This is a genomic window from Prauserella flavalba (genome assembly GCF_003202235.1).
In the GTDB taxonomy this organism is placed as follows: Bacteria; Actinomycetota; Actinomycetes; order Mycobacteriales; family Pseudonocardiaceae; genus Prauserella_A; species Prauserella_A flavalba.
On the sequence record NZ_MASU01000001.1, the window covers coordinates 323,557 to 346,077 of the forward strand.

Below are 22,521 nucleotides of genomic sequence, written 5' to 3' on the forward strand. Positions count from 1 at the left end.
TTGAGCGCAACAAAGGTGGCCTTGGGGGCCGATTGGTCACCTCATTCGTCGGCGAGGGGTTCCGCGCGGACCCGGTTGAGGGCGGGGCGGCAGACCGACGCGGCGAGCACCGCCACCCCGGCTCCGAGCACCACCGGCGCCGCGATCCACGGGGTCAGCACCACCGAGGCGTCCTCCTCGACGAGGCTGTAGAGCCCGATCGCCACCAGGACCCCGACGACACCGGCTCCGATCGTGGCGACCAACGCGGGCATCGCGGCCTCCGTGCGCAACGCCCTCGCCAGCACCCGCACCGGCGTGCCCGCCGCGATGAGCGCCCCGAACGTGCGGCGCCGGTCCATCACCGAGCCCGCCGTCGCGATCGCCGCGCTGCAACCGCTCAGCACGGCGGCCGCCACGAGCCCGATGACGGTGACCCTGCGCAGGTCGGAGAGCTGCGTCTGCTGGTCCCCGATGCGCATCTCCCGGCTTTCGATCTGCGCTCCGCCCGCCGCGGCGGCCAGCGCCGTGCGCACAACCTCGCGGTTCGCCGGCGTCGTCGGCACAGCCACCGTCACCTCGGACACCGAGACCCCCTCGGGCACCACGGCCGGGTCGATGATCGCCGTGCTGTACATGTCCTCGCCGGTCACCTCGAACGGGCGCACGGGCGTGTTCGCCGGGAGGGGCGCCCCCTGCGTGCCCCACTCAGCGCTCACCGTGACACCGTTCAGCTCCATCGGGTACTCGCTGTAGATCCCCGGCGTGCCCGCGCACGCGCCTCGCAGGTCGAGCCGCAGCAGCCCCTCCGCGCGCTCGCAGTCGAGCACCAGCGCCTGCTGTCCCGAGTTCTCGCCCTTGGCCAGCACCACCTCGCCAATGCCGATGGCCCGCTCCCGTTGGCCGTAGCGCTCCAGCGTCGCGTTGGTCTCCGCCACGATCCGCTCGGCGCGAGCGGCGTCGGTCGGCACGTACAGCACGGAGTCCTGGAACGGGGAGCTCGACCCGGCCATCGACTCGAAGGACGGCATGAGCGTCAGCGCCATCGAGCCCGTGAACACCGCGAGCACGACCCCGGCCGACGCGCGGTAGGCGCCCTTCGGGTCGTCCCGCAGCCGCCGCCCGGCCAGCAGCACCGACGGCCTGCGCCAGATTCGCCCGAAGATGCCGCCGATCGCCGACGTCACCCACGGGCCGACGAGCGCGGCCGAGGCGATGATGAGTGCCAGGCCGAGGAGCACGAGCAGCATGCCAAGCTGATCCTCCGCGGTCGAGACGACGACGGCGAAGAACAGTCCCGCGAGCGGCAGCGACAGCAGCCGCCACCAGTGCAGCGGCTTCCGCTGGTGCGAGCCGGTGGCGCCCAGCGGCGTCCACATCACCCTGCGCAGGCCCAGCACCGCGGCGAGCAGCACGAGGGCCGGCATCAGCAGCACGATCGGGATGGCGACGCCCAGCGGCAGCTGGAAGTCCGACGCCTGCCACGTGCCGCCGTCCCACGGCACGAACGTCGCGAGCATGTGCAGCAGCGGGCTGGCCGCGGCACCGAGGAGCGCACCGCCGACGGCCGCGATCGCCGTCTCCGCGGCGACCATCGAGATCACCTGCTGCGGGGTGGCACCGGCCAGCCGCAGCGCGGCGAGCCTGCGTTCCCTGCGGGCCGCGATGAGCCGCGCCGACGACGCCACCAGCACCAGGCTCGGCACGATCAGCACCACCACACCGACACCGGCGAGCAGCTGCAGCAGCGGATCCTGCTCCGCGCCGCCCAGCAGGAACCCGTTCTGCTCGAACGCCGTCACGGGCATGTCGTTCGCGTCGTGCCCGACGAGCGCCACCAGCTGGCCGGGGAACTTCAGCGCGTCCTCGCCGAGCGTGCCCACGACGTCACCGCCGAACCGTTCGCCCAGCTGGGAGCCCGGAAGTCCGTCGGCGAGCCTCGCCAGCTCCGGCGAGAGCAGCACCTCACCCGGACCGGGCAGCTTCTCGACGCCGGGCGGCAGTGAGATCGAACCCGGGTCGGTCAGCGGCGCGACGTCGACCCGCGTGATCTTCTGGCCGTTCGCGTAGTCCTCGCTGGAGGCAAGCGAGAGCGTGGCACGGCCGCCCTCCCCCGAACCGTAGGACGGCTCCTGCCACGTGGACCGCTCGCCGCGTGCCTCGGTGGCGAACGGGAGACTCACGAGCAACAGCACCAGCCCGGTCGCCACGGCGACGCCGAGGCCGGTGAGGATCGCCGAGGTCCGCGTGCGCCGGTCGACGCGCAGAACCCGCAGCGCGAGCCGGAAACTGTTCATGACGCCGTCACCCCGCTGGCGATGCGGCCGTCGCGAATGGTCACCATGCGCGGCACCGACTCGGCGAGGTCGCGGTCGTGGGTCACGATCACCACGGCGGCCCCGTTCTCGGCGGCCGCGCCGAGCAGGGCGTTCATGGTGTCGCGGCCCGTGCGCGTGTCGAGCGCGCCGGTCGGCTCGTCGGCGAAGATCACGCTCGGCTGGTGTGCCAGCGCCCGTGCGATCGCCACGCGCTGCGCCTCGCCACCGGACAGCTCACCCGGCCTGCGCGCGCCCTTGCCCGCGAGGCCGAGCCGCTCCAGCCACTGCCGGGCGTCGGCGAGGGCCTTTCCCCGGCTCACCCCGGCGAGCAGGAGCGGCAGCGCGGCGTTCTCCTCGGCGGAGAGCTCGGCGACGAGCATCCCGGACTGGAAGACGAACCCGAACTCGGTGCGCCGCAGCTCGCTGCGCTTCGCCTCGCCGAGGTGGTCGATGCGCGTACCGCCGAGCAGCACCTCGCCGGAGTCGGCGGGCAGGATGCCCGCGAGCACGTGCAGCAGCGACGTCTTGCCGGAACCCGAGGGGCCGACGATCGCGACGGCCTCACCCGGCTGGATGTCGATGTCCACCCCCGCCAGCGCGTACTGCGCACCGTAGCGCTTCACGAGCCCGCGGCCGGAGAGCGCGGGGCAGGTGGAGGTCGCGAGTGGACCCGGCGAGTGTGTCGTCTGTGTTGGCATGCACAGCAGCGTCGCGCGAACCGCGCACTCACCACTTCGGACAGACGGCCAGGACCGGGCGAACCGGCATCGGCCGATCGGCCGAGGGGACACCGGCCTGACGGCCAAGGTGCGAGCCCGCGTGGATCAATTACCTTCGCATCGTGTCCGTACCACCTTTCCGGCGTAAGGTCGCCGATCTGCTGCAGTGGCTGGGCCTGCCGGGGGTGGTGCTCCTCGCCGCGCTCCTCTGCGACCTGGTGATCGTCGCGGACGCGAGCCTCGACGGCTTCGGTCCCCGCGGCGTCGACCTGCTGCTCCTGCCCGGCATCCTGAGTCTGTCGGCGTGCGCGCTGTGGGGCCGGACCCAACCGGTGGTCGCGGCGTGGGTCGGCGCGGGCGCCCTCGTCGGGAGCACGGTGCTCATCCGGCTGACCGACACCCTGCCCTACACCGCGCTGCTGCCCAACATCTCCTTCGCCGAGACCGTCGCGGGGCTGGAGCTGGTGTTCTTCTGCGTCCGCGCCGCGAAGGCGGGCGTCGCGTTCGCCACGACGTCGGCGATGGTGGTGGCCTGCCTGCTGGCGACGGCGGGCCGCGACTCGATCAGCTCGCGCTCCGAGCTCGTGCAGGCGCTGGTGAGCGGGTTCGTGCTGCTCACAGCCACGGTGGTGGTGGCTGTGCAGCTGCGCAAACCGGCCGCGCAGCGGGTCCGCAGCGAGCTGATGGTTCTGTTGCGCAGGCAGTGGCCGCTGGTCGGGGTGCTGGCGGCCGCCGTGTTCATGGACATCTTCATCTCGGCGTCCACCGGCGTGTTCGCGCTGGTGGTGCTGGCGACGAACGCGGTCGCCGTCGTGGCGACCGTGCTGGCCATCAAGCAGCCCGTGCGCTCGGCGCTGTGGCTGTCGGGCGTGATGTTCATGTGTGCGCTGGGCCTGGCCGCGTCGGGGGAGCGCATCGCCTACGAGAGCCTCGGCGGCTTCCCGCTCACACAGGTGCTCGCCGGGATGATCGTGGTGGTCTTCCTGGTGCGCACCGCCGCTCCGAGGCCGGCGACGTGGTCGATCGGCCTGCTCTCGCTGGTGGTGGCCTGCGGCACCGTCGCCAACACCATCCGCGACCAGGATTCCCTGCGAGCCCTCTTCGTCTCCGCGCTGCTGCTGCTCGGCATCTCCGTGGCGACCGGCCTCTACTTCCGGGCCCGCGACTCCGAGCGCACGCAGGCGGTGGAGACCGCCGTCAACGAGGCGCAGACCGCCGAGCGGATGGCGCTGGCGCGCGAGCTGCACGACGTGGTCGCCCACCACGTCACGGGCATCGTCGTGCAGGCGCAGGCGGCGAAGCTGCTCGGCGAGAAGGACCCCCGCGTGGTGGTGGACGCGCTCGGGCAGATCGAGCACGCGGGCACCGAGGCGCTGGTGGCGATGCGCAGGCTCGTGCGCAGCATGCGTGGTGACGCACCGGCGGGCAGCAGCGAGTTCAGCGAGCAGGCCACCACCGACCTCGGCGCCGACCTGCGGAAGCTCGTCGAGGCGGGCAACCACGGCGTGCCGACGGAGACCGAGCTGGACCTGCCCGCCGACCTGCCGCAGGAGGTCGCCCGCTCGGCGCTGCGGATCGTGCAGGAGTCGCTGACCAACGTCGGCAAGCACGCCGCCGACGCCACGCTCGCGACCGTCGCGGTGCGGGCGGTCGGGGAGGAGCTGCACGTGCGGGTGAGCGACAACGGGACGGCCGGGGCGGCCGTGCCCGGAGGCGGATACGGTTTGATCGGCATGCGCGAGCGGGTCGACCTGTTGCACGGGCGGCTCTCCGCGGGGCCCGGCCCCGATGGTGGCTGGTTGGTCGAGGTGTGGTTGCCACTGGACGGAGACGAGACGCAGTGATCCGGGTTCTGATCGCCGACGACCAGGACATGGTGCGGATCGGCTTCCGCATGATCCTCGACGCGCAGGACGACATCGAGGTGGTGGCCGACGTCGCCGACGGCATCGAGGCGGTGCGCAACGCGAGGGAGCTGCGGCCCGACGTGTGCCTGCTGGACATCCGCATGCCCGGCATGGACGGCCTGCAGGTCACCAAGCAGCTCGCGGGCCCCGACGTCGCCGACCCGCTCAAGGTCGTTGTGGTGACCACGTTCGACCTGGACGAGTACGTGCACACGGCGTTGCAGGGCGGCGCGTCAGGTTTCCTGCTCAAGGACGCGGGGCCCGCTCTGCTGATCGAGGCGATCCGCGCGGCGGCGAGGGGCGACGCGCTGGTGTCACCGCAGATCACGGTGCGCCTGCTCAAGCACTTCGGCGACCAGCAGCCGGCGAGGCGCCCGGCCGAGCAGCCGTCGGAACCGCTGACGGCCCGCGAGCTGGACGTCGTCAAGGCTACGGCCCGTGGACTCACCAACACCGAGATCGGCACCGAGCTGTACCTGTCGCTGTCGACCGTGAAGACCCACCTGGCGTCGGTGCAGGGCAAGATCGGCGCCCGCAACCGCGTGGAGATCGCGGCGTGGGCGTGGCGCAACGGTGTCGTGGACGACGCCTAGGCAGGCCTCAGGCTTTCGCGGCGAGGTCGCGCAGGTCCTTGCGCAGGTTGCGGCGCACGAGCGGAGCCATCAGCCACCCGGCCAGACCGTAGAACCCGCTCGCGTCGCCACGCACCCTGATGCTCGCGAGCGTGCCGCTCGGGTGCTCCTCGAAGCGGTAGGTCACGCGCATGGGGAACGGCCCAGCCACCGACGACATGTCGAGCAGCTCCGGCGGCGCGTGCGCGAGCACCCTGAGCACGTAGTCGATGCGCCTGCCGAGGAAGTGCGCGGTACGGCGGACCTCCGCGCCGACGCCGAAGCCGCCGCCGGGCGCCTGCTCGGTCAGCTCCGCTCTGGTGATGCCCTGCGTCCACTGCGCGTCGTTGCGCCAGTCCATCGCGTAGGTGGCCACGCGCTCGCGCGGCAGTTCGATCACCCGGTGGGCCTCGACGTCCATGTGTGCCTCCTCCACGACACTAGAATCGCGCCATGTCCCGCCGCCTGCGTGCACCCGTGGTCCTGCCCGCCGATCCGACCTGTTCCGTCATCCGCGACGGCGTTGTGGACATCGACGACGCGGGGCGGGTCGCCTACTGCGGCCCGGCGGCCTCGGCACCGGGCCGGACCGACGCGGCCGAGGCGACCGACCTGCCCGGCATCCTGCTGCCCGGCCTCGTGAACACCCACGCGCACAGTCCCATGGTGCTCCTGCGCGGCATGGGCGGCGACCTGCCGCTGCTGCGGTGGCTGCGCGAGGTGATCTGGCCTGCCGAGGCCAGGCTCCGACCCTCCGACGTCCACGCCGGGATGGTGCTCGGCTCGGTGGAGATGCTGCGCAGGGGCGTGACCACCAGCGCCGAGATGTACTTCCACGCGGAGCAGCTCGCCGACGCGGTGCTCACCACCGGTGCGCGGGTGGTGCTCGGCGGGCCGATCATCGACCTGCCCGGGCTCGACTGGCGCTCGATGATCACGGCGACGGAACGCTGGATCGACGCCGACGGGCTCCGCTTCGGACCGGGTGAACGCGTCGAGCTGTCCTACGCGGCGCACTCGGCGTACATGCTGCCGCCGGAGGCGCTGCGGGAGGTGGCCAAGTCGGCCGCGGCGCGCGGCGCTCTCGTGCAGATCCACGTGGCCGAGGCGGCGGACGAGGACGAGCGGCAGCGCGCGGAGTTCGGCTCGGTGCCGCGCCTGCTCGACCAGGTGGGCCTGCTCGACGGAAGGCTCATCGCCGCACACGCGGTGCATCTGTCCGATGAGGACATCGCGCTACTCGCCGCGCGCGGGGCAGGGGTGGCGCACTGCCCCGGGTCGAACGCGAAGCTCGCGTCGGGCATCGCCCGGCTGGCCGACCTGCGGGCGGCGTCGGTGCGGGTCGGGCTCGGCACCGACGGCCCCGCCAGCAACGACGACCTCGACCTCTGGGAGGAGGTCCAGCTCTCGGCGATGCTCGCGCGACTGTCCACCCGGGACTCGACCGTGGTGACCGCGGCGGACGCGCTGCTGCTGGCCACGCGCGGCGGGGCGGACGCGCTCGGCCGCGACGACATCGGCGCGCTGGAGCCGGGGCGGTGGGCCGACGTCGTGCACGTCGACCTCGACGATCCCGCGTTCGCGGCCGGCCTCGACGTGCCGGACGACCAGCTGCTGGCGAACCTCGTGTGGGCGGCGGGCTCCCGCCGTGTCCGGGACGTGTGGGTCGCGGGCGAGCGGGTGGTCGCCGAGGGCGAGGCGCTGCGCGCCGACCGCGCCGAAGCGCAGGCGAACGTGGCGAAAGCCGCCGCCCACCTACGCTCCTGAACGTTCCCCAAGGCCACCTTTGTTGCGCTCAACGCAACAAAGGTGGCCTTGGGGGGCTACGAAAGTACGGGTTAGATGCCGCAGCTGGGGGCCGACCAGAACTGACCCGAGCGGTGGGCGACGTGGACGTGGTCGTCGTGGCCCTCGTAGCCCGGCCCGAGGATCTCGGCGAACCCGTGGTGGCGGGCCTGCCGCGCGAGCGCGCAGAAGCCCTGCGAACCGGCGCCGAGGTCCACGGCGTCGCCGTAGAGATGACGGCTCGCCGGGGCTCCGCCGACCGCGTTGTTGCAGGCGACGCTGCGGAAGCCGCCGTTGACGACGATCGGCCGGTCGCCCATCGCGTGTCGCATGGCCTGCAGCTTCCACATCGACACGAGCGCGTTGGCCTTGGCCTGCGCGGCCGAGACGTTGCCGCCCGACCAGTCGGAGTTGCAGTTGTTCAGCTCGCCGTAGGAGAAGTTGACGGGGGTGCAGTCGTCGTCCTGCAGCTCGTAGAGCTTGGCGAACGTCTGCGCTCCCGCCACTCCGTCCGCGCCGAGACCGTACGCCTGCTGGAACCGGGTCACGGCTGCCTTGGTGCCGGGGCCGAACTGGCCGTCGAGAGCGAGCACGCCGCCCTCGCCGGGGTAGCCGGCCACGCGGATCTGCAACTGCCGCACGTCCTCGCCGGACGCACCCTCGCCGAGCGTGCGGTTCCACGTGTAGCAGCCGTCGGCGGCGACGACGTCCGCCGAGGCCGGTGCGGTGAACGACAACGCGGCACCGGCCAGCAGGGCCAGCAACACCGCGACCAAACGGGATTTCATGATGGGGGCCTCCTCCGGGGATCACCGGACGCCCGACAGCGTGGCAACGTCGCTTTCGGACCGTCAACGGATCACCGGACAAAGGCATGATTCGGTGGATGCCAACCGGCCGGACGGACTACACCAAACGAACCTTGACGCCTCACCGGGGGCGCGGGCGCACCGTGATCTCGGTGAGGTGCGCGTCGGGACTCGCGAGCACGGCCGAGCACACCGCGGCGGCGACGGACTCCGGCCGCAGGTACTTCTCCGGCGTGTAGTCGCCGCCCTCGCCCGCGACCACGGCCTGCTGCATCTGGGTGTCCGTCCGCCCGGGGAAGACCGACGTCACGCGCAGCGCGGTCTCCTCGGCCCGCAGCACGTCGGCGAACGCGCGCAGGCCGAACTTGCTCGCCGCGTAGGCACCCCAGCCCTCGCGCGCGGCGAGCCCCTGGCCGGAGTTGATCAGCACGACGTGCCCGCGTGCGGCGCGCAGCGCGGGCAGCAGGAGCCGGGTCAGCTCGGCCACGGCCACCACGTTCACCTCGAAGTTGTGCCGCCACACCTCCGCGGGCGAGTCCTCGACCGTGCCGAGCTTCGCGACCCCGGCCGAGTGCACGAGCACGTCGAGCGAGTCGATCTCGGCCGCTGCCGCCGCGACAGCGGACGCGTCGGTGAGGTCCACCGGCCACGGGCTCGTCTCCGGCAGCTCACCGGCCAGCTCGGCGAGCGCGAGTTCGTCGCGCCCACCGAGCAGCAGCCGGTGCGTCGGGGCGAGCGCCCGTGCCACGGCGGCACCGATTCCCCTGGAGGCGCCGGTGACGAGTGCGAGCGGTCGGTCGGCCATGCCCTACACCGTAAGGGGCATGGCGGGACCGCCGCCGACTACCGCACGCCGATCTTGCCCGCGCCCGAGCGGCCCTTCTTCCACACCGCCACGATCGAGGGCCTCGGGTTGGCCGAACCGCCGTCGGGCCAGTGCGACTCGGGGTTCGCCGCACCCGCGCCCTCGCCAGGGTGCTGCACGGCGACCAGCACGACGTCGTCGGTCACCACGGGGCCGCAGGTCTCGGCACCGACCGGCACCGTGAGGAACTGCTTGACCTGGCCCCGGTTCGGGCCGTCGACGGGCACGGAGAACAGGCCGTCGTTGGAGCCGAGCGCGTTGCCGTCGGTGGAGATCCACAGGTTGCCGTACGGGTCGAACGCCAGGTTGTCCGGGCAGGAGATGGGGCTCACTTGGTCCTTCGGGAAACCACCGAAGTAGGTGTCGGCCGTGGCGGGGTCACCGCAGACCAGCAGCAGCCGCCACGAGAACTTCGTCGACGCCGCGTCTCCGCGGTGCTCCTCCCACTCCAGCACGTGCCCGTTGCGGTTGCCGTTGCGCGGGTTGGGCTCGTCCGCGCCCGCCTTGCCCGCGGCGCCACGGTCGCTGTTGTTGGTCAGCGCGGCGTAGACGCGGCCGTTGACGGGGTTGGCCTCGATGTCCTCCGGCCGGTCCATCTTCGTGGCGCCCACCTTGTCGGCGGCGAGGCGCGTGAAGACGTAGACCTCCTCGGCGGTGAAACCATCCACAAAGGACTCATTGCCGCTGGCCAGCGGGATCCACTCGCCGTAGCCGTCGAACTCTCCGTCGGAGGGCAGCTTGCCGGTGCCGTCGATCTCGCTCGCCGGGCTGTCGCCGGTGAACTTGGCGACGTAGAGCGTGCCGTCGTCGAGCAGCGCCGAGTTGTGCCTGCGGGCGTAGGCGCTGGTGCCCTTCTTGTACTTGCCCTTGGACACGAACTTGTAGATGTAGTCGAAGCGCTCGTCGTCGCCGGAGTACACGGCGACCCGGTTGTCCTTCGTGATCTTGATGTTCGCGGCCTCGTGCTTGAAGCGGCCGAGCGCGGTGTGCTTCACCGGCTTGCTGTTGGGGTCGTGCGGGTCGATCTCGACGACCCAGCCGAAGCGGTGCACCTCGTTGGCCTCCTGCGCGACGTCCCACCGCTTGTCGAAGCGCTCCCACTTACGCGTGCTCGCGGCACCGCTGAGACCGTAGCGCTTGAGCCGCGCGGCCGCCACCGGGTCGGTGACGGTGCCCGCGTTGGCGAAGTACTGGTTGAAGTTCTCCTCACCGGAAAGCACCGTTCCCCACGGCGTGACGCCGCCCGCGCAGTTGTTCTGCGTGCCGAGGACCTTCCGGCCCGTCGGGTCGGCGGACGTCTTGAGGTACTCCGAGCCCGCGGCGGGACCGCGGACCTCGAACTCGGTGTCCATCGTGATGCGGCGGTTGTACCGGCTGGGCACCACCTTGAGGCCACCACGCGGATCACGCACCGCCTGCACGACCGAGAGCCCGTGCGCCGCCCAGGCGATCTTCACCTGCTCCTCGGTGGGATTGTTCGCGTCGTAGGTCCCGGCCGGGAACATGTCGGTCTCGGTGGTGTACTCGTGGTTGACCACGAGCAGGTTGCGCCAGCCACCAGCGTCCTGCGGGATGAGGCCGACGAAGTCGTTGTTGTAGCCGAACTGCTTGGCCTGCCCGGCCGCGGTCTGCTTGTTGAAGTCGAAGCGGGGAGCGCCCGGCAGCACCGGGTCGCCCCAGCGGATCACGATCTCCTGCTCGTAGCCGTCCGGGATGGTGACGGCGTCGGCGCTGTTGGGCGCCACCGGGTCGAAGTCGGTGCCCGGCACGGGGCGGCCCGGCTTGCCCGGCCTGCCGCGGCCCGCGAGCGCGGGCGGCACGGCGGGCGTGGCGGCGGCGGTGCCGGACAGCGCGGCGAAGCCCGCGGCGGTGGCCGTCATCACGGCACCCGCGCGTAGCGCGCCCCGGCGCGACACGACGTTTCTCACCACCTCGCCGAAGTACTCGTTGTCGGATGTGTTGGGCGCCGGGTGCGCGCACGCGTTGCCGCAGCGGTACTCACAGGTCACCGGGGACCGACCGGAACGGTGAGAGGTCAGCAGGGGAAGAAGACGCCCGGGCTCGACGGACACACGGCCTCCAGTTCACTCAGTCAGGGGAACGCGTGTGACGTTAAGTGCCCAAAGCAAGCCGGGACGGTCCTGCAGGTGAACGCCGGGCGAACGGCTCGATCGCCTAGAGCTCTTCACCCACCAGTGCCGCTTCGGCGGGCACGGTGTGCGGATCGGGCTTGCGAGCACCGATCGACAGCAGGCCACCCGCGAGCACACACAGCACGGCCGCGACGAGGAACGGGGACTGCCCGAACCCGAACCACTCGGCGACATGGCCGACGAGCGTAGCGGCGGCCGCGCCGCCGAGCCACCGGCAGAAGTTGTACCCGGCGCTGGCGACAGGGCGGGGAGCGTCGGAGATCGACATCGCCGTGCCGGTGAAGAGCGTGTTCAACAGGCCCGACACGAGTCCACTGAGGATGATCGCGACGACGAGCAGCGGCTTGCTCGGCACCACCATCACCAGCAGCAGCACCGCGTAGGCGAGCACGGAGACCACCGTCGCCCTCCGCTCACCGAGGCGGGCGGCGAGCCGGGGCGCGAGCGCGACGCCCGCGACGGCGACGCACAGCCCCCAGCCGAAGAAGATCAGCCCGATGGCGACGGCGTTCCACTCGAGGACGAACGGCGACCACGCGAGCACGGCGAAGAACGCGGCCGTGTAGAACGCCGAACCGATGGAGGTGCGCAACAGGCCGCCGTGGCGAAGGGCCTTGAGCGGGTCGAGGATGCCGACCTTCGGCCGCCGCTCGTGGGAGTCGCTCTTCAGGAACACCGCACAGAGCACCAGCGCGCACGCCATGAGCACCGAGGTGCCCAGGAACGGGCCCCGCCAGGAGATGCTGCCGAGCAACGCGCCGAGCAGCGGGCCGACCGAGAGCCCGAGGCCGAGCGCGGCCTCGTAGAGCAGGATCGCGCCGGCCTGACCGCCGGTGGCCGCGCCGACGATCACGGACAGCGCGGTGGCGATGAAGAACGCGTTGCCGAGGCCCCACACGGCACGCAGGCCCACGAGCTGTTCGATCGAGCCGGCCATCGTGCACAGCGCGGTGGCGAGCACGATGAGCGTCAGCCCCGTGAGCACCGTCCGCTTGGCGCCGAAGCGCGCACTGGCGGCGCTGGTGACGAGCATGGCGACGACCTGCACGCCGAGGTATGACGAGAACAGCAGGGTCACCTGCGACGGCGTCGCGTCGAGGCCCTCGGCGATCGAGAGCAGGATCGGGTCGACGAGCCCGATGCCCATGAAGGCGATGACGGCGGCGAAGGCGGTGATCCAGACCTGCTTCGGCTGCCCCTTGACGGCGTCGAGCAGGCTGCCGTGTTTCTCAGCGCTCATCGGCTGCGACTTCCTCCCTGGTGGTGCTGGGTTCGAGCAGACGCCGGAGTGCGGGCAACGCCCCGTCGATGGCGGTCCGGTCGGCCTCGGTCATCGCGGCGAGCCGCTCGCGGAGGAACTCCTCCCTGGCGACGACCAGCTCGTCGTGGAACCGCCTGCCCTCGGCCGTGACGGTGACGAGCACGGCGCGGCGGTCGGCGGGATCGGGGGCGCGGGTGACCAGCCCGTCGCGTTCGAGGCGGGCGACGACGTCGGTCATGGACGGCAGGCGAACGCCTTCCAGCTCCGCGAGTGCGCTCATGCGGCGCGGGCCGCCCCTGACGAGCTCGGCGAGCACCGATCCCTGGGTGAGGGTCAGCGTGAGCTGCGGGGTCTGCCGCCGGACGAGGTAGTACAGGCGGAACAGCAACGGACGCAGCTCATGGGCGAGCTCGGCCACTCCGGAAATCACTTAGGTAGGCTAACAAAAATTGGTTAGCTATGCGAAGTAATCTGGGGCACACGTAGGCTGCCGGGCATGGACGCCGTGGTTTTCGATCTCGACGGAGTGCTGGTGGACTCCGAGCAGCTGTGGGACGAGGTGCGCCGCTCGGTGGTCGCCGAGCACGGCGGCACCTGGAAGGAAGAGGCGACCAGGGCGCTGCAGGGGATGAGTACGCCGGAATGGGCGCGGTACCTGGTGGACGAGCTGGGCATCCGGCTGTCGGCGGAGCAGGCCGCAGAGACCGTGATCGGCGAGATGGCGAAACGCTACGAGGGCGGGCCGCCCGTGCTGCCGGGCGCCGAGGACACGGTGCGCGCCGTCGCGGGCCGGTACCCGGTGGCGATCGCCAGCTCCTCGCCGCCGTCTCTGATCGAGGCGTTCCTCACCGCCGCCGACCTCGGCGACGTGGTGCGCGTCGCGGTGTCGAGCGAACAGGTGGCGCAGGGCAAACCGGCCCCGGACGTCTACCTGGAGGCCGCCTCCCGGCTCGGGGTCGGCGCGTCGGCGTGCGCGGCGGTGGAGGACTCGACCAATGGCCTGCGCGCCGCGCTCGCCGCCGAGATGACCGTGATCGGGGTGCCGAATCCGCACTTCCCCCCGGACCCGCTGGTGCTCGCGGAGGCCGCCGCGGTGCTCACCGACGTGACCGAACTCCCGGAAGCCCTCCGCCGACTGCAGTGAAGGCCACCTTCACTGCGTTCAACGCAGGCATGGTGGCCTTCACTGCAGCTGGGCTCGGTGAGAAGGGTCAGCGCTCGACTTCGCCCGCGATGAACTTCTCCACCGAGTCGCGGGCGGTGGAGTCGTCGTACTGCACCGGCGGCGACTTCATGAAGTAGGACGACGCCGAGAGCAGCGGGCCGCCGATACCGCGATCCTTGGCGATCTTCGCCGCGCGCACCGCGTCGATGATGATGCCCGCCGAGTTCGGGGAGTCCCACACCTCGAGCTTGTACTCCAGGTTCAACGGCACGTCACCGAAGGCGCGGCCCTCGAGCCGGACGTAGGCCCACTTGCGGTCGTCGAGCCACTGCACGTAGTCCGAAGGGCCCACGTGGACGTTGGCCTTGCCGAGGTCGCGGTCGATCTGCGAGGTGACGGCCTGCGTCTTCGAGATCTTCTTCGACTCGAGCCGCTCCAGCTCCTTCATGTTCTTGAAGTCCATGTTGCCGCCCACGTTGAGCTGCATGGTGCGGTCGAGCTGGACACCGCGGTCCTCGAACAGCTTCGCCAGCACGCGGTGCGTGATGGTGGCGCCGACCTGCGACTTGATGTCGTCACCCACGATCGGGATGCCGGCCTGCTCGAACTTCGCGGCCCACTCGGGGTCGGAGGCGATGAACACCGGGATGGCGTTGACGAACGCGACACCGGCCTCGAGCGCGGCGGTCGCGTAGAACCGGGCGGCCTCGGTGGAGCCCACCGGCAGGTACGCCACCAGCACGTCGGCCTGCGACTCGCGCAACGCGGCGACCACGTCGACCGGCGCGTCGTCGGACTCCTTGATGGTCTCCTGGTAGAAGCGGCCGAGCCCGTCCAGCGTGTGCCCGCGCAGCACCGGGACGTTGAGCGGCGGGACGTCGCAGATCTTGATCGTGTTGTTCTCGCTCGCCAGGATCGCCTCGGACAGATCCTGTCCGACCTTCTTCGCGTCGACGTCGAACGCGGCGACGAACTCGACATCCCGGACGTGGTAGTCGCCGAACTGCACGTGCATCAGGCCAGGCACGCGCGAGCCCGGGTCGGCGTCGCGGTAGTAGTGAACACCCTGGACCAGCGATGCCGCACAGTTGCCGACGCCAACGATGGCCACCTTCACGCGGCGGTTCTCGCCCATGCCGGTATCTCCCTTAACTCGTGTTCGGTGTGTAGGTCTCGCCGAGCCGCGGCCTAGTTCTCCGTCTTGTTCTGCTCGGCTTGTTCGTGCGCGATCAGCTCGTTGAGCCAGCGCACTTCTCGTTCGCTCGCCTCCAGCCCCAGCTGATGCAGCTCACGGGTGTAGCGATCGATCTTCTCCTCGGCCCTGGCCAACGCTGCCCGAAGACCTTCGCGGCGCTCCTCCACGCGGCGACGACGACCCTCCAGAATCCGCATCCTGACGTCGGCGGGTGTCCTGGAGAAGAACGTCAGGTGGACACCGAAGCCCTCGTCGTCCCACGTTTGCGGACCGGCGTCGGCAAGCAGCTCTGCGAACCGCTCCTTGCCTTCCGCGGTGAGCTTGTACACACGTTTCGCCCGCCGGTTCCATCCGGTGCCCGGGTCGACGGCCTCCTCGACGATCCACCCGGCCCGCAGCAGCCGACGCAACGTCGGGTAGAGCGAGCCGTACGAGAACGTCCGGAACATGCCGAGGGTCTCGTGCAACCGCTTGCGCAGCACGTAGCCGTGCATGGGTGCCTCGTGCAACAGCCCGAGTATCGCGAACTCCAGCACGGTGCACCCCCTCCGGGAACGAAACGACGCCATCCGGCGTTGCCGCTGGGTACCCCGGATGACCTGAGTCAACCTACCGGCCGATTATATCGGGCTGATACATCGAAGTGGCGCAGCTAACCACCGGATCATCCGAATCCCACGCAAAGTTCACCTGAGCGTTATCTATTCCCCGGCGTGTCCTGCCGACCGCGGTCGGCGCTGGGCGGAACGGCTCATGGCCAACCCACGCGGAACACGTACTCTGTTGTGGTGCGAAACCAGCGGCAGGTCGTCGACTACGCGCTACAGCGCCGTGCGCTGCTGGCCGAGGTCTACTCCGGCCGGGTCAGCACCATGGACGTCTGCGACGCCACCCCTTACCTGCTCAGGGCGGCCAAGTTCCATGGTCAGCCCAGCAAGTCCTCGTGCCCGGTGTGCCGCAAGGAGGCGCTCACGCTGGTCTCGTGGGTGTACGGCGACGAGCTCAAGCACGTCGCGGGTTCCGCCCGCGCACCTGAGGAACTCGAGCGGATGGCCAACCTTTTCGGCGAGTTCACCGTCTATGTTGTGGAAGTTTGCCGGTCGTGCGGCTGGAACCACCTGGTGCAGTCGTACGTCCTCGGTACTGGAACAACGCACCCACACTCACGGAGGACCGCAGGTCAGTGACGGCAGACACGGGATCGATGGAAACAGAATCCCGCCGCGCACAGAGGGTCGGTCCGCAGAACGGCGTACCCCGACGCGCCGATCTGGGAGGGTCTTGAGTGAACGACCAGGGAAATCATCGCTGGCCGGGGGAGGAACCCGGCCGGGGAAGACATGGCAGGCACTCGTCCGGCGGCGAGGGCGGCCCGCAGTGGCCCACCGGCGACGAGCCGGCGCGGCCCCCTCGGCAACCGAGGCAGCGCCCCCCGCAGCAGCCGCAGCGGCCCCAGCCGCAGCGGCCCCAGCCGCAGTGGCCTGCCGGCGACGACCAGGGCCAGGCACCGCGCTGGCCCGGTGAGCCCGGCAGGCAGCCGCGCCGTCCGCAGGGCGGCAGGCCGGGGCCCGCTCAGCCGCCGCCCCCGCCCGGCCGCAGGCAGCAGGGCCCTCCGCCGCCCGGCGCACGTCCTTCTGGCGGCCCGCAGCAGGCGGGCAACCGGCAGCAGCCGCCACGCCAGCCGCAGCGGCCTCAGCGGCAGCCCCGGTCGGAGCAGCCCACCGGCATGGTGGCGCCCGTCGGCGTCCCCCACGAGGAAGCACGCGAGCCGGAGCTGATCACGCACCGCGCGCACAACGGCACGGGCCGCGACGACCACGGCTACGACGAGGACGGCTACGACTCCCGAGGCTGGTCCGATGAGGACGAAGCCCGCTTCCGGGAGACGGGCTTCGACGACGGCGACGACGACAACGTCGACGCCAAGGGCAAGAAGGTACTGACGCCCGCCGAGCGCAAGAAGCGGCGCTGGCGGCGCATCCGCAGGTCCCTCTACGCCTTCGTCGGCATCTTCTTCGTCCTGCCCGCGATCGCGTTCGCCATCACCTACCTGCTCGTGGACGTGCCCTCTCCCGAGGAGGTCGCGGCGCAGCAGGGCAAGGTCGTGACCTACTTCTACGCCGACGGCAAGGAGATGGGCCGCGACATCCCCGCCGACGGCGGCAACCGCATCCACCTCAAGCCGCACCAGATCACCGAGCCCGTCCGGCACGCCGTGTACGCGGCCGAGGACGCGACGTTCGAGACCAACTCGGGCTTCGACCTCACCGGTATCGCGCGCGCGGCGTGGAACCAGCTCACCGGCGGCGTCGGCGGTGGTTCGACCATCAGCCAGCAGTACATCAAGAAGGCGACGGAGAACGAGGAGTACTCGTACACCCGTAAATGGACCGAGCTCGTCAAGGCGTTCAAGATGAACAACGAGCAGTCCAAGGACCAGATCATCACGGCCTACCTGAACACCATCTACTTCGGACGTGGTGCGTACGGCATCGAGACCGCGGCGCAGGCGTTCTTCGGCAAGCACGCCGAGGAGCTCAACGCCTCCGAGTCCGCGCTGCTCGCCGGCCTGATCCAGCAGCCGGGGCGCTCCGAGAACATGGAGGTCGCCCAGCAGCGCTGGAGCTACGTGATGGACCAGATGCTCGCCAACAAGTGGATCACGCAGGCCGAACGGGACTCGGCGAAGTTCCCGACGCCGATCCCGATCGAGCAGTCCAAGCCGGACGCCATCACCGGCCCCGACGCCTACATCGAGCAGCGGATCAAGGCCGAGCTCGAGGCCAAGGGCTACCCGGAGGAGAAGGTCCAGGCCGGCGGCTACAAGGTGTACACCACGATCGACCAGCGGGCGCAGGACGTCGCCAAGCAGACCGTCAACGACGTGATGGAGGGTCAGCCGGAGGAGCTGCGGCAGGCGCTCGTGGCCGTCGACCCCAAGACCGGCGGGGTGCTCGCCTACTACGGCGGGCCGAACAAGCCGGGCGTCGACGAGATGGACTGGGCCAACCAGCAGCGCAACCCCGGGTCGTCGTTCAAGCCGTTCGACCTGGTGGCGCTGTTGCAGAGCGGCAAGGGGCTCGGCGAGGTCTACGACGGCAGCTCGCCGAGGACGTTCGGCAACAGCGTCATCCGCAACTCGGAGAACGTGCAATGTCCGCAATGTACGGTCGCCGAGGCGATGGAGCGCTCGATCAACACGGTGTTCTACGACATCGTGCTGAACGAGGTGGGCGTGCAGGCGGTCGTCGACGCCGCGCTGGCGGCGGGCATCCCCGAGGACGACGGCGGCAACCGGCCGACGATGGCCAACGCGGACGGCAACATCGCCATCGGTGGTGGTAGCACCGTGGTGACCCCCACCGACATGGCAGGCGCCTACGCCACGTTCGCCGCCAACGGGATCCAGCGCGACACGCACTTCGTCTCGAAGCTGACGACGGCCGACGGCGAGGTGCTCTTCGACGAGACCACGCCAGAGGCGACGCAGGGCGAGCCCGCGTTCTCCTCGGACCCCGAGGAGAGCAAGCAGATCGCGGGCAACGTGACCGAGTCGCTGGAGCCCGTACTCTCCTACTCCGAGCTGACCTGTGCGGGCGACCGTGACTGTGCGGGCAAGACCGGTACCCACCAGTACGTGGACCCGGAGGGCAACAAGTCGGTCAACGAGAACGCCGAGGCGTGGATGGTCGGCTACACGCCGCAGATCTCCACCTCGGTGTGGGTCGGCACCGGCTACAACAAGCCGATTCGCGACGCCGACGGCAGCCTCATCTACGGTTCGGGCCTCCCGGGCGAGATGTGGAAAGAGTTCATGGACACCTACCTCGAGGGCATGCCGGAGGCAGAGTTCGAGGAGGTAGAGCCGATCGGCGCGGTCCCTACCGTGCCGGAGCCGGACGATTCGACCCCGACTCCGGAGGACACCCCGACACCGACGCCAACGCCGACTCCCACCCCAACGCCGACTCCCACCCCAACGCCGACTCCGACCGAGGAGACAACTCCAACGGACGAGACGGAGACGGAGACGGACGACCCGGGACCGGGCCTCCCGACGTGGCCGGACCCGGGGGAAGACGATCGGAATCCGGATAGCGGCTGACCGAAGGCGGCGGGCACGACGAGTGCCCGCCGCCTTTCTCATGCACGGCACGTAACATGCGGCCCGTGCCCAGCGATAGTCAGGATTCGCCTTCGACACCGACGCCCGACACGACGTCGCTGGACGCTGGGCAGCGGGTGGCGCCGAGCCGGACCGAGCCGCTCGTCGCCACGGCGACCCGCCCGCTCGGCGGGCCGCTCGGCGAGCACGCCGCCGTGGGCAGGCACTGGTTCTGGTCCCCGCTGCGGGTCTGTCTCCTGCTCGCGGTGCTGGCGCTCACGCTGGGCTGGTTCGGCAAGGCGGCGTGCATCCAGCAGTTCGTCAACGACCAGGGCCAGGCGGAGCTCGACTGGCGATCGGGCAGGCCCTACGTCGCGATGTGCTATTCCGACGTCGTGCCGCTCTACACGGCGGAGCGGCTGGACCGGGACGACACGTTCCCGTACGCCACGAGCTGGGTCGAGAACGAGGGCACCGACCGCGAGCAGGTGCGGTACATGGAGTACCCCGTGCTCACGGGGCTTTTCCAGTGGGTCAACGCCAAGCTCGCGCACGCCTGGGACGACGTCGCCGCGGCGGGCTGGCTGCCGGGGGCGCTGCCGGTTGCCGTGTACTTCAACATCACCGCGTTGTTCCTGGCTGCCGCCTGGCTGGTCACCGTCTGGGCGGTGGCGCGAACGGCGCGCCGACGACCGTGGGACGCCGCACTCGTCGCGGTGTCCCCGCTCGTGGCCGTCCACGCGTTCACCAACTTCGACACGATCGCGGCCGCGTTCGCCGCGACCGGCCTGCTCGCCTGGTCGAGACGAAAACCCGCGCTGGCCGGGCTGCTGCTCGGGATCGGTGCCGCGGCGAAGATGTACCCGCTGCTGTTGCTCGGCCCATTGCTCGTGCTGTGCCTGCGCGCGGGCAAACTTCGCGAGTGGACCACCACCGCACTCGTCACGGCGGGCACGTGGCTCGTGGTGAACCTGCCGTTCATGCTGTTCCTGCGGCAGGGCTGGGAGGAGTTCTTCCGGCTCAACACCGAGCGCGGCATGGACCCGGACTCGATCTACAACGTCATCGCGCACTTCACCGGCTGGCTCGGCTTCGACGGTCAGCTCGCCCACGGCGAGACGCCGTCGTGGCTCAACACGGTGAGCGGTGCGCTGTTCCTCATCTGCTGCGCCGGCGTCGCCTACCTCGCGCTCACGGCACCGGTGCGGCCGAGGCTCGCGCAGCTGTGCTTCCTGGTCGTCGCGGCGTTCCTGCTCACCAACAAGGTGTGGAGCCCGCAGTACTCGCTGTGGCTCGTGCCGCTGGCGGTGCTGGCGATCCCCCGCTGGCGACTGCTGCTCGGCTGGATGCTGATCGACGCGCTCGTGTGGGCGCCGAGGATGTTCTACTACCTCGGCACCGACAACAAGGGTCTGCCGGAGGATTGGTTCCTCGGCACGGTGGTGGTGCGCGACCTGGCCGTGATCCTGCTGGCCGTGCTGGTGATCAGGGAGATCTACCGGCCGTCGGAGGACCTCGTACGCGCAGGCGGCGAGGACGACCCGATGGGTGGCGTGCTCGACCGGGCGCCCGACGTCGTGGTGGTGAGGAAGCCGGTGCGCTCGCGGTAGGGCACCGCCTGGGCGGCCGAGAACGCCACGAACAGCCCGGCGAGCAGCGCGGCCCGTCCCCACACGCCGATCATCACGGCCTGCGCGGCGAACCCGTCGTAGATCGCGCCGCCGCCCTCGCCGAGCGCTCCGTACCAGCGGAAGATGCCGATGCCCATCGCGAGATCGGCGACCAGGTAGGCGAGCACCCAGCCCCACCGCACGCGCACGAGCGCGAACATCGGCAGCAGCCACAGCGTGTACTGCGGCGAGTGGACCTTGTGCAGCAGCAGGAATCCGCAGAGCGCCGCCGCGCACACGGGCAGCAGCGGGTAGGCGCCCTCGGTGGCCCAGCGCCGCCAGCCGAGCCAGCAGGCGAGCGCGAGCGACGCGAGTACGAGCAGCGGCGAGGCCACGTCGGCGAAGGACTGGAACGCCTCGTCGTCGGCGAAGAGCGGCCGCACGCCCCAGAACCACACCGAGTTCGTGGTCGCGTCGACCGCGCGCTGCCCCTGGAACTCGAACGACGCCCACCAGCCGTCGAACCCGGCGATCGCGAACGGGACGTTGGCGGCGATCGCCGTGCCCGCCGAGATCGCGGCGACGCGCACCGCGCCGCGCACGTCCCGGCCGCCCTCGGTGAACACGTACAACGCGAGCGGAACCACGAACAGCGCCGGGTACAACTTCACCGCGAAGCCGGCGCCGAGCAGGGCGGCGGCCCAACCCGCACGCCGCTCCAGCGTCCCCCGGCCCTGGTACAGCACGAAGAACGCGGCGACCGAGCATGCGACGGCCAGCAGGTCCCAGTTGTGGAACGCGTACAGCACCAACGGCGGACCGACCGCCCACACCAGCGCCCGCCAGCCGGCGAGTCTGCCGAGCAGCCACGCCGTCAGCAGCCCGAACGGCGCGAGCAGCAGCGCCGAGTACAGCAGGAACTCGGCGTCGTTGTCCGCGAACGCCGCACCGGCCCACACGACCAGGCCGGTCAGCACCGGGTACTCCAGCGCGCCGCCCACGAGTGTGCCGTCCTGGAGGTCGCCGTGCACGTAGGGGAACGTGTGCTGGTCGACGTCCCTGCCGATCCAGAGGAACTGGATGTCGGAGTAGCAGACGTCGAAGTAGTTGCGCTCCGAGTAGTTCGGCGTGCTGCGTCCCGAGTCGTCGAACTCGGGACCCGTGCAGCGGTACTTGTTAAGCAGTCCGAGGGCCAGCGTGGCCGCGCACAGCAGGAGGATCACCACCAGCTGCGCCCGGCGCTCGGAACGGGCGGAGCTAGGCAAGCCCGTGCAGGAACTCGATGTCGGCGGCCTGACCCTCGGAGGGCGTCTCCACGATCACCGGGGCACCGGCCGACTTGGCGACCTCGGCGAGCAGCGCGGGGTCGATCGTGCCGTCGCCACCGACCACGTTGGCGTGCCGGTCGCGCTGGGAGCCGAACTCGTCACGCGAGTTGTTGAGGTGCACCAGGTCGATGCGCCCGGTGATCGCCAGCACCCGCTCGACGGCGCTCTCCAGATCCCAGCCCGCCGCGTAGGCGTGGCACGTGTCGAGGCAGAAGCCCGCGCCGAACTCGCCGACCGCGTCCCACAGCCTGGCCAGCATGTCGAGGTCGCGGGCCATCGCGTTCTCGCCGCCCGCGGTGTTCTCGATCAGCAGCGGTACCCCGAAACCGCCCTGCTCCGCCTGCCGCTCGAAGAGCTTGCGCCAGTTGGCGACGCCCTCCTCGGCATCCTCTCCCTTGCGCACGTGCCCGCCGTGCACGACCAGCCCTTTCGCGCCGACCTCGGCGGCGCCTTCCGCGTGCTGGGCGACCGTCTTGCGCGAAGGGATCCGGATGCGGTTGTTCAGCGACGCCACGTTGAGCACGTAGGGCGAGTGGATGTAGACGGTCACCCCCGCCGGTGCGAAGTCGTCGGCCTGTGGATGCCGCTGCGGCTTCTTCCAGCCCTGCGGATCCGAGAGGAAGAACTGCACGGCGTCAGCGTTCCGCTCGCGGGCCGCGGAGAGAGGGTCGTCGTCACGGACGTGGGCGCCGATGAGCATTTCTCGAGGGT

Annotated in this window: 19 protein-coding genes; 7 read left to right on the forward strand and 12 right to left on the reverse strand. The window is 70.7% G+C overall.

Annotated features, from left to right (window positions below; genetic code table 11):
- Positions 1–41 precede the first annotated feature (41 nt).
- Both BA062_RS01690 and BA062_RS01695 read right to left on the reverse strand, forming a co-directional pair.
- Entirely contained in the window at positions 42–2,276 is a 2,235-nt protein-coding gene (locus BA062_RS01690) for an FtsX-like permease family protein (protein ID WP_110334212.1), read from the reverse strand.
- On the reverse strand, positions 2,273–2,995 hold the full coding sequence (locus tag BA062_RS01695) for an ABC transporter ATP-binding protein (protein WP_110334213.1): 723 nt from the start codon (positions 2,993–2,995) through the stop codon (positions 2,273–2,275). Before BA062_RS01695 ends, BA062_RS01690 begins: the two co-directional genes overlap by 4 nt.
- Positions 2,996–3,138: 143 nt before the next feature.
- Between BA062_RS01695 and BA062_RS01700 the strand changes: the two genes are divergently transcribed.
- Together BA062_RS01700 and BA062_RS01705 are read left to right on the forward strand one after the other, a co-directional pair.
- Positions 3,139–4,860 (forward strand): sensor histidine kinase, encoded by a 1,722-nt coding sequence (locus BA062_RS01700; RefSeq protein ID WP_245959629.1) that lies wholly within the window; start codon positions 3,139–3,141, stop codon positions 4,858–4,860.
- Entirely contained in the window at positions 4,857–5,516 is a 660-nt protein-coding gene (locus BA062_RS01705) for a response regulator (protein WP_110334214.1), read from the forward strand. Before BA062_RS01700 ends, BA062_RS01705 begins: the two co-directional genes overlap by 4 nt.
- A 7-nt stretch (positions 5,517–5,523) precedes the next feature.
- On the opposite strand, the gene BA062_RS01710 is transcribed toward BA062_RS01705, so the two are convergent.
- Positions 5,524–5,955, reverse strand: a complete 432-nt coding sequence (locus BA062_RS01710; RefSeq protein WP_110334215.1) for an SRPBCC family protein — start codon at positions 5,953–5,955, stop codon at positions 5,524–5,526.
- A gap of 32 nt (positions 5,956–5,987) precedes the next feature.
- On the opposite strand from BA062_RS01710, the gene BA062_RS01715 reads away from it, so the two are divergent.
- Positions 5,988–7,301 (forward strand): amidohydrolase family protein, encoded by a 1,314-nt coding sequence (locus BA062_RS01715; RefSeq protein ID WP_110334216.1) that lies wholly within the window; start codon positions 5,988–5,990, stop codon positions 7,299–7,301.
- Positions 7,302–7,372: 71 nt separating this feature from the next.
- Here the strand turns inward: BA062_RS01715 and BA062_RS01720 are convergent, their stop codons facing one another.
- The 5 genes from BA062_RS01720 to BA062_RS01740 all read right to left on the reverse strand — a co-directional run bounded on the left by BA062_RS01720 (position 7,373) and on the right by BA062_RS01740 (position 12,837).
- Positions 7,373–8,107 carry a D-Ala-D-Ala carboxypeptidase family metallohydrolase gene (locus BA062_RS01720; RefSeq protein ID WP_110334217.1) on the reverse strand — a complete coding sequence of 245 codons (735 nt, stop codon included), beginning with the start codon at positions 8,105–8,107 and terminating at the stop codon, positions 7,373–7,375.
- 142 nt (positions 8,108–8,249) lie between these two features.
- A complete protein-coding gene (locus tag BA062_RS01725) occupies positions 8,250–8,933 on the reverse strand; it encodes an SDR family oxidoreductase (protein ID WP_110334218.1) in 684 nt (227 codons plus the stop codon).
- A gap of 38 nt (positions 8,934–8,971) precedes the next feature.
- Positions 8,972–11,065, reverse strand: coding sequence for a PhoX family protein (locus tag BA062_RS01730; RefSeq protein WP_110334219.1), 2,094 nt, complete (start codon positions 11,063–11,065; stop codon positions 8,972–8,974).
- A 103-nt stretch (positions 11,066–11,168) separates the two neighbouring features.
- Positions 11,169–12,386: an MFS transporter gene (locus BA062_RS01735; protein ID WP_110334220.1), complete on the reverse strand. Its 1,218-nt coding sequence runs from the start codon at positions 12,384–12,386 to the stop codon at positions 11,169–11,171.
- Positions 12,376–12,837: a MarR family winged helix-turn-helix transcriptional regulator gene (locus tag BA062_RS01740; protein WP_110334221.1), complete on the reverse strand. Its 462-nt coding sequence runs from the start codon at positions 12,835–12,837 to the stop codon at positions 12,376–12,378. The genes BA062_RS01735 and BA062_RS01740 overlap by 11 nt, the downstream gene beginning before the upstream one ends.
- A gap of 66 nt (positions 12,838–12,903) precedes the next feature.
- On the opposite strand from BA062_RS01740, the gene BA062_RS01745 reads away from it, so the two are divergent.
- Positions 12,904–13,551 carry an HAD family hydrolase gene (locus BA062_RS01745; protein ID WP_110334222.1) on the forward strand — a complete coding sequence of 216 codons (648 nt, stop codon included), beginning with the start codon at positions 12,904–12,906 and terminating at the stop codon, positions 13,549–13,551.
- Between the two features lie 67 nt (positions 13,552–13,618).
- Here BA062_RS01745 and BA062_RS01750 read toward each other — a convergent pair whose 3' ends face one another.
- Both BA062_RS01750 and BA062_RS01755 read right to left on the reverse strand, forming a co-directional pair.
- Positions 13,619–14,707 (reverse strand): inositol-3-phosphate synthase, encoded by a 1,089-nt coding sequence (locus tag BA062_RS01750; RefSeq protein WP_110334223.1) that lies wholly within the window; start codon positions 14,705–14,707, stop codon positions 13,619–13,621.
- A 53-nt stretch (positions 14,708–14,760) separates the two neighbouring features.
- Positions 14,761–15,303, reverse strand: coding sequence for a PadR family transcriptional regulator (locus BA062_RS01755; protein WP_110334224.1), 543 nt, complete (start codon positions 15,301–15,303; stop codon positions 14,761–14,763).
- 252 nt (positions 15,304–15,555) lie between these two features.
- On the opposite strand from BA062_RS01755, the gene BA062_RS01760 reads away from it, so the two are divergent.
- From BA062_RS01760 to BA062_RS01775, 3 genes are all read left to right on the forward strand, one after another.
- A complete protein-coding gene (locus tag BA062_RS01760; RefSeq protein ID WP_110334351.1) occupies positions 15,556–15,954 on the forward strand; it encodes a DUF5318 domain-containing protein in 399 nt (132 codons plus the stop codon).
- 98 nt (positions 15,955–16,052) lie between these two features.
- The gene (locus BA062_RS01770; protein WP_245959630.1) at positions 16,053–18,872 is read left to right on the forward strand and encodes a transglycosylase domain-containing protein; all 2,820 of its coding nucleotides are present in this window, start codon (positions 16,053–16,055) and stop codon (positions 18,870–18,872) included.
- 65 nt (positions 18,873–18,937) lie between these two features.
- Complete coding sequence (locus tag BA062_RS01775; RefSeq protein ID WP_245959631.1) at positions 18,938–20,482, forward strand: glycosyltransferase family 87 protein; 1,545 nt, start codon at positions 18,938–18,940, stop codon at positions 20,480–20,482.
- On the opposite strand, the gene BA062_RS01780 is transcribed toward BA062_RS01775, so the two are convergent.
- Positions 20,368–21,747: a glycosyltransferase 87 family protein gene (locus BA062_RS01780; RefSeq protein WP_146239988.1), complete on the reverse strand. Its 1,380-nt coding sequence runs from the start codon at positions 21,745–21,747 to the stop codon at positions 20,368–20,370. The two genes, BA062_RS01775 and BA062_RS01780, sit on opposite strands and share 115 nt — an antisense overlap.
- Positions 21,740–22,510: a deoxyribonuclease IV gene (locus BA062_RS01785; RefSeq protein ID WP_110334227.1), complete on the reverse strand. Its 771-nt coding sequence runs from the start codon at positions 22,508–22,510 to the stop codon at positions 21,740–21,742. Before BA062_RS01785 ends, BA062_RS01780 begins: the two co-directional genes overlap by 8 nt.
- Between the last annotated feature and the right edge of the window lie 11 nt (positions 22,511–22,521).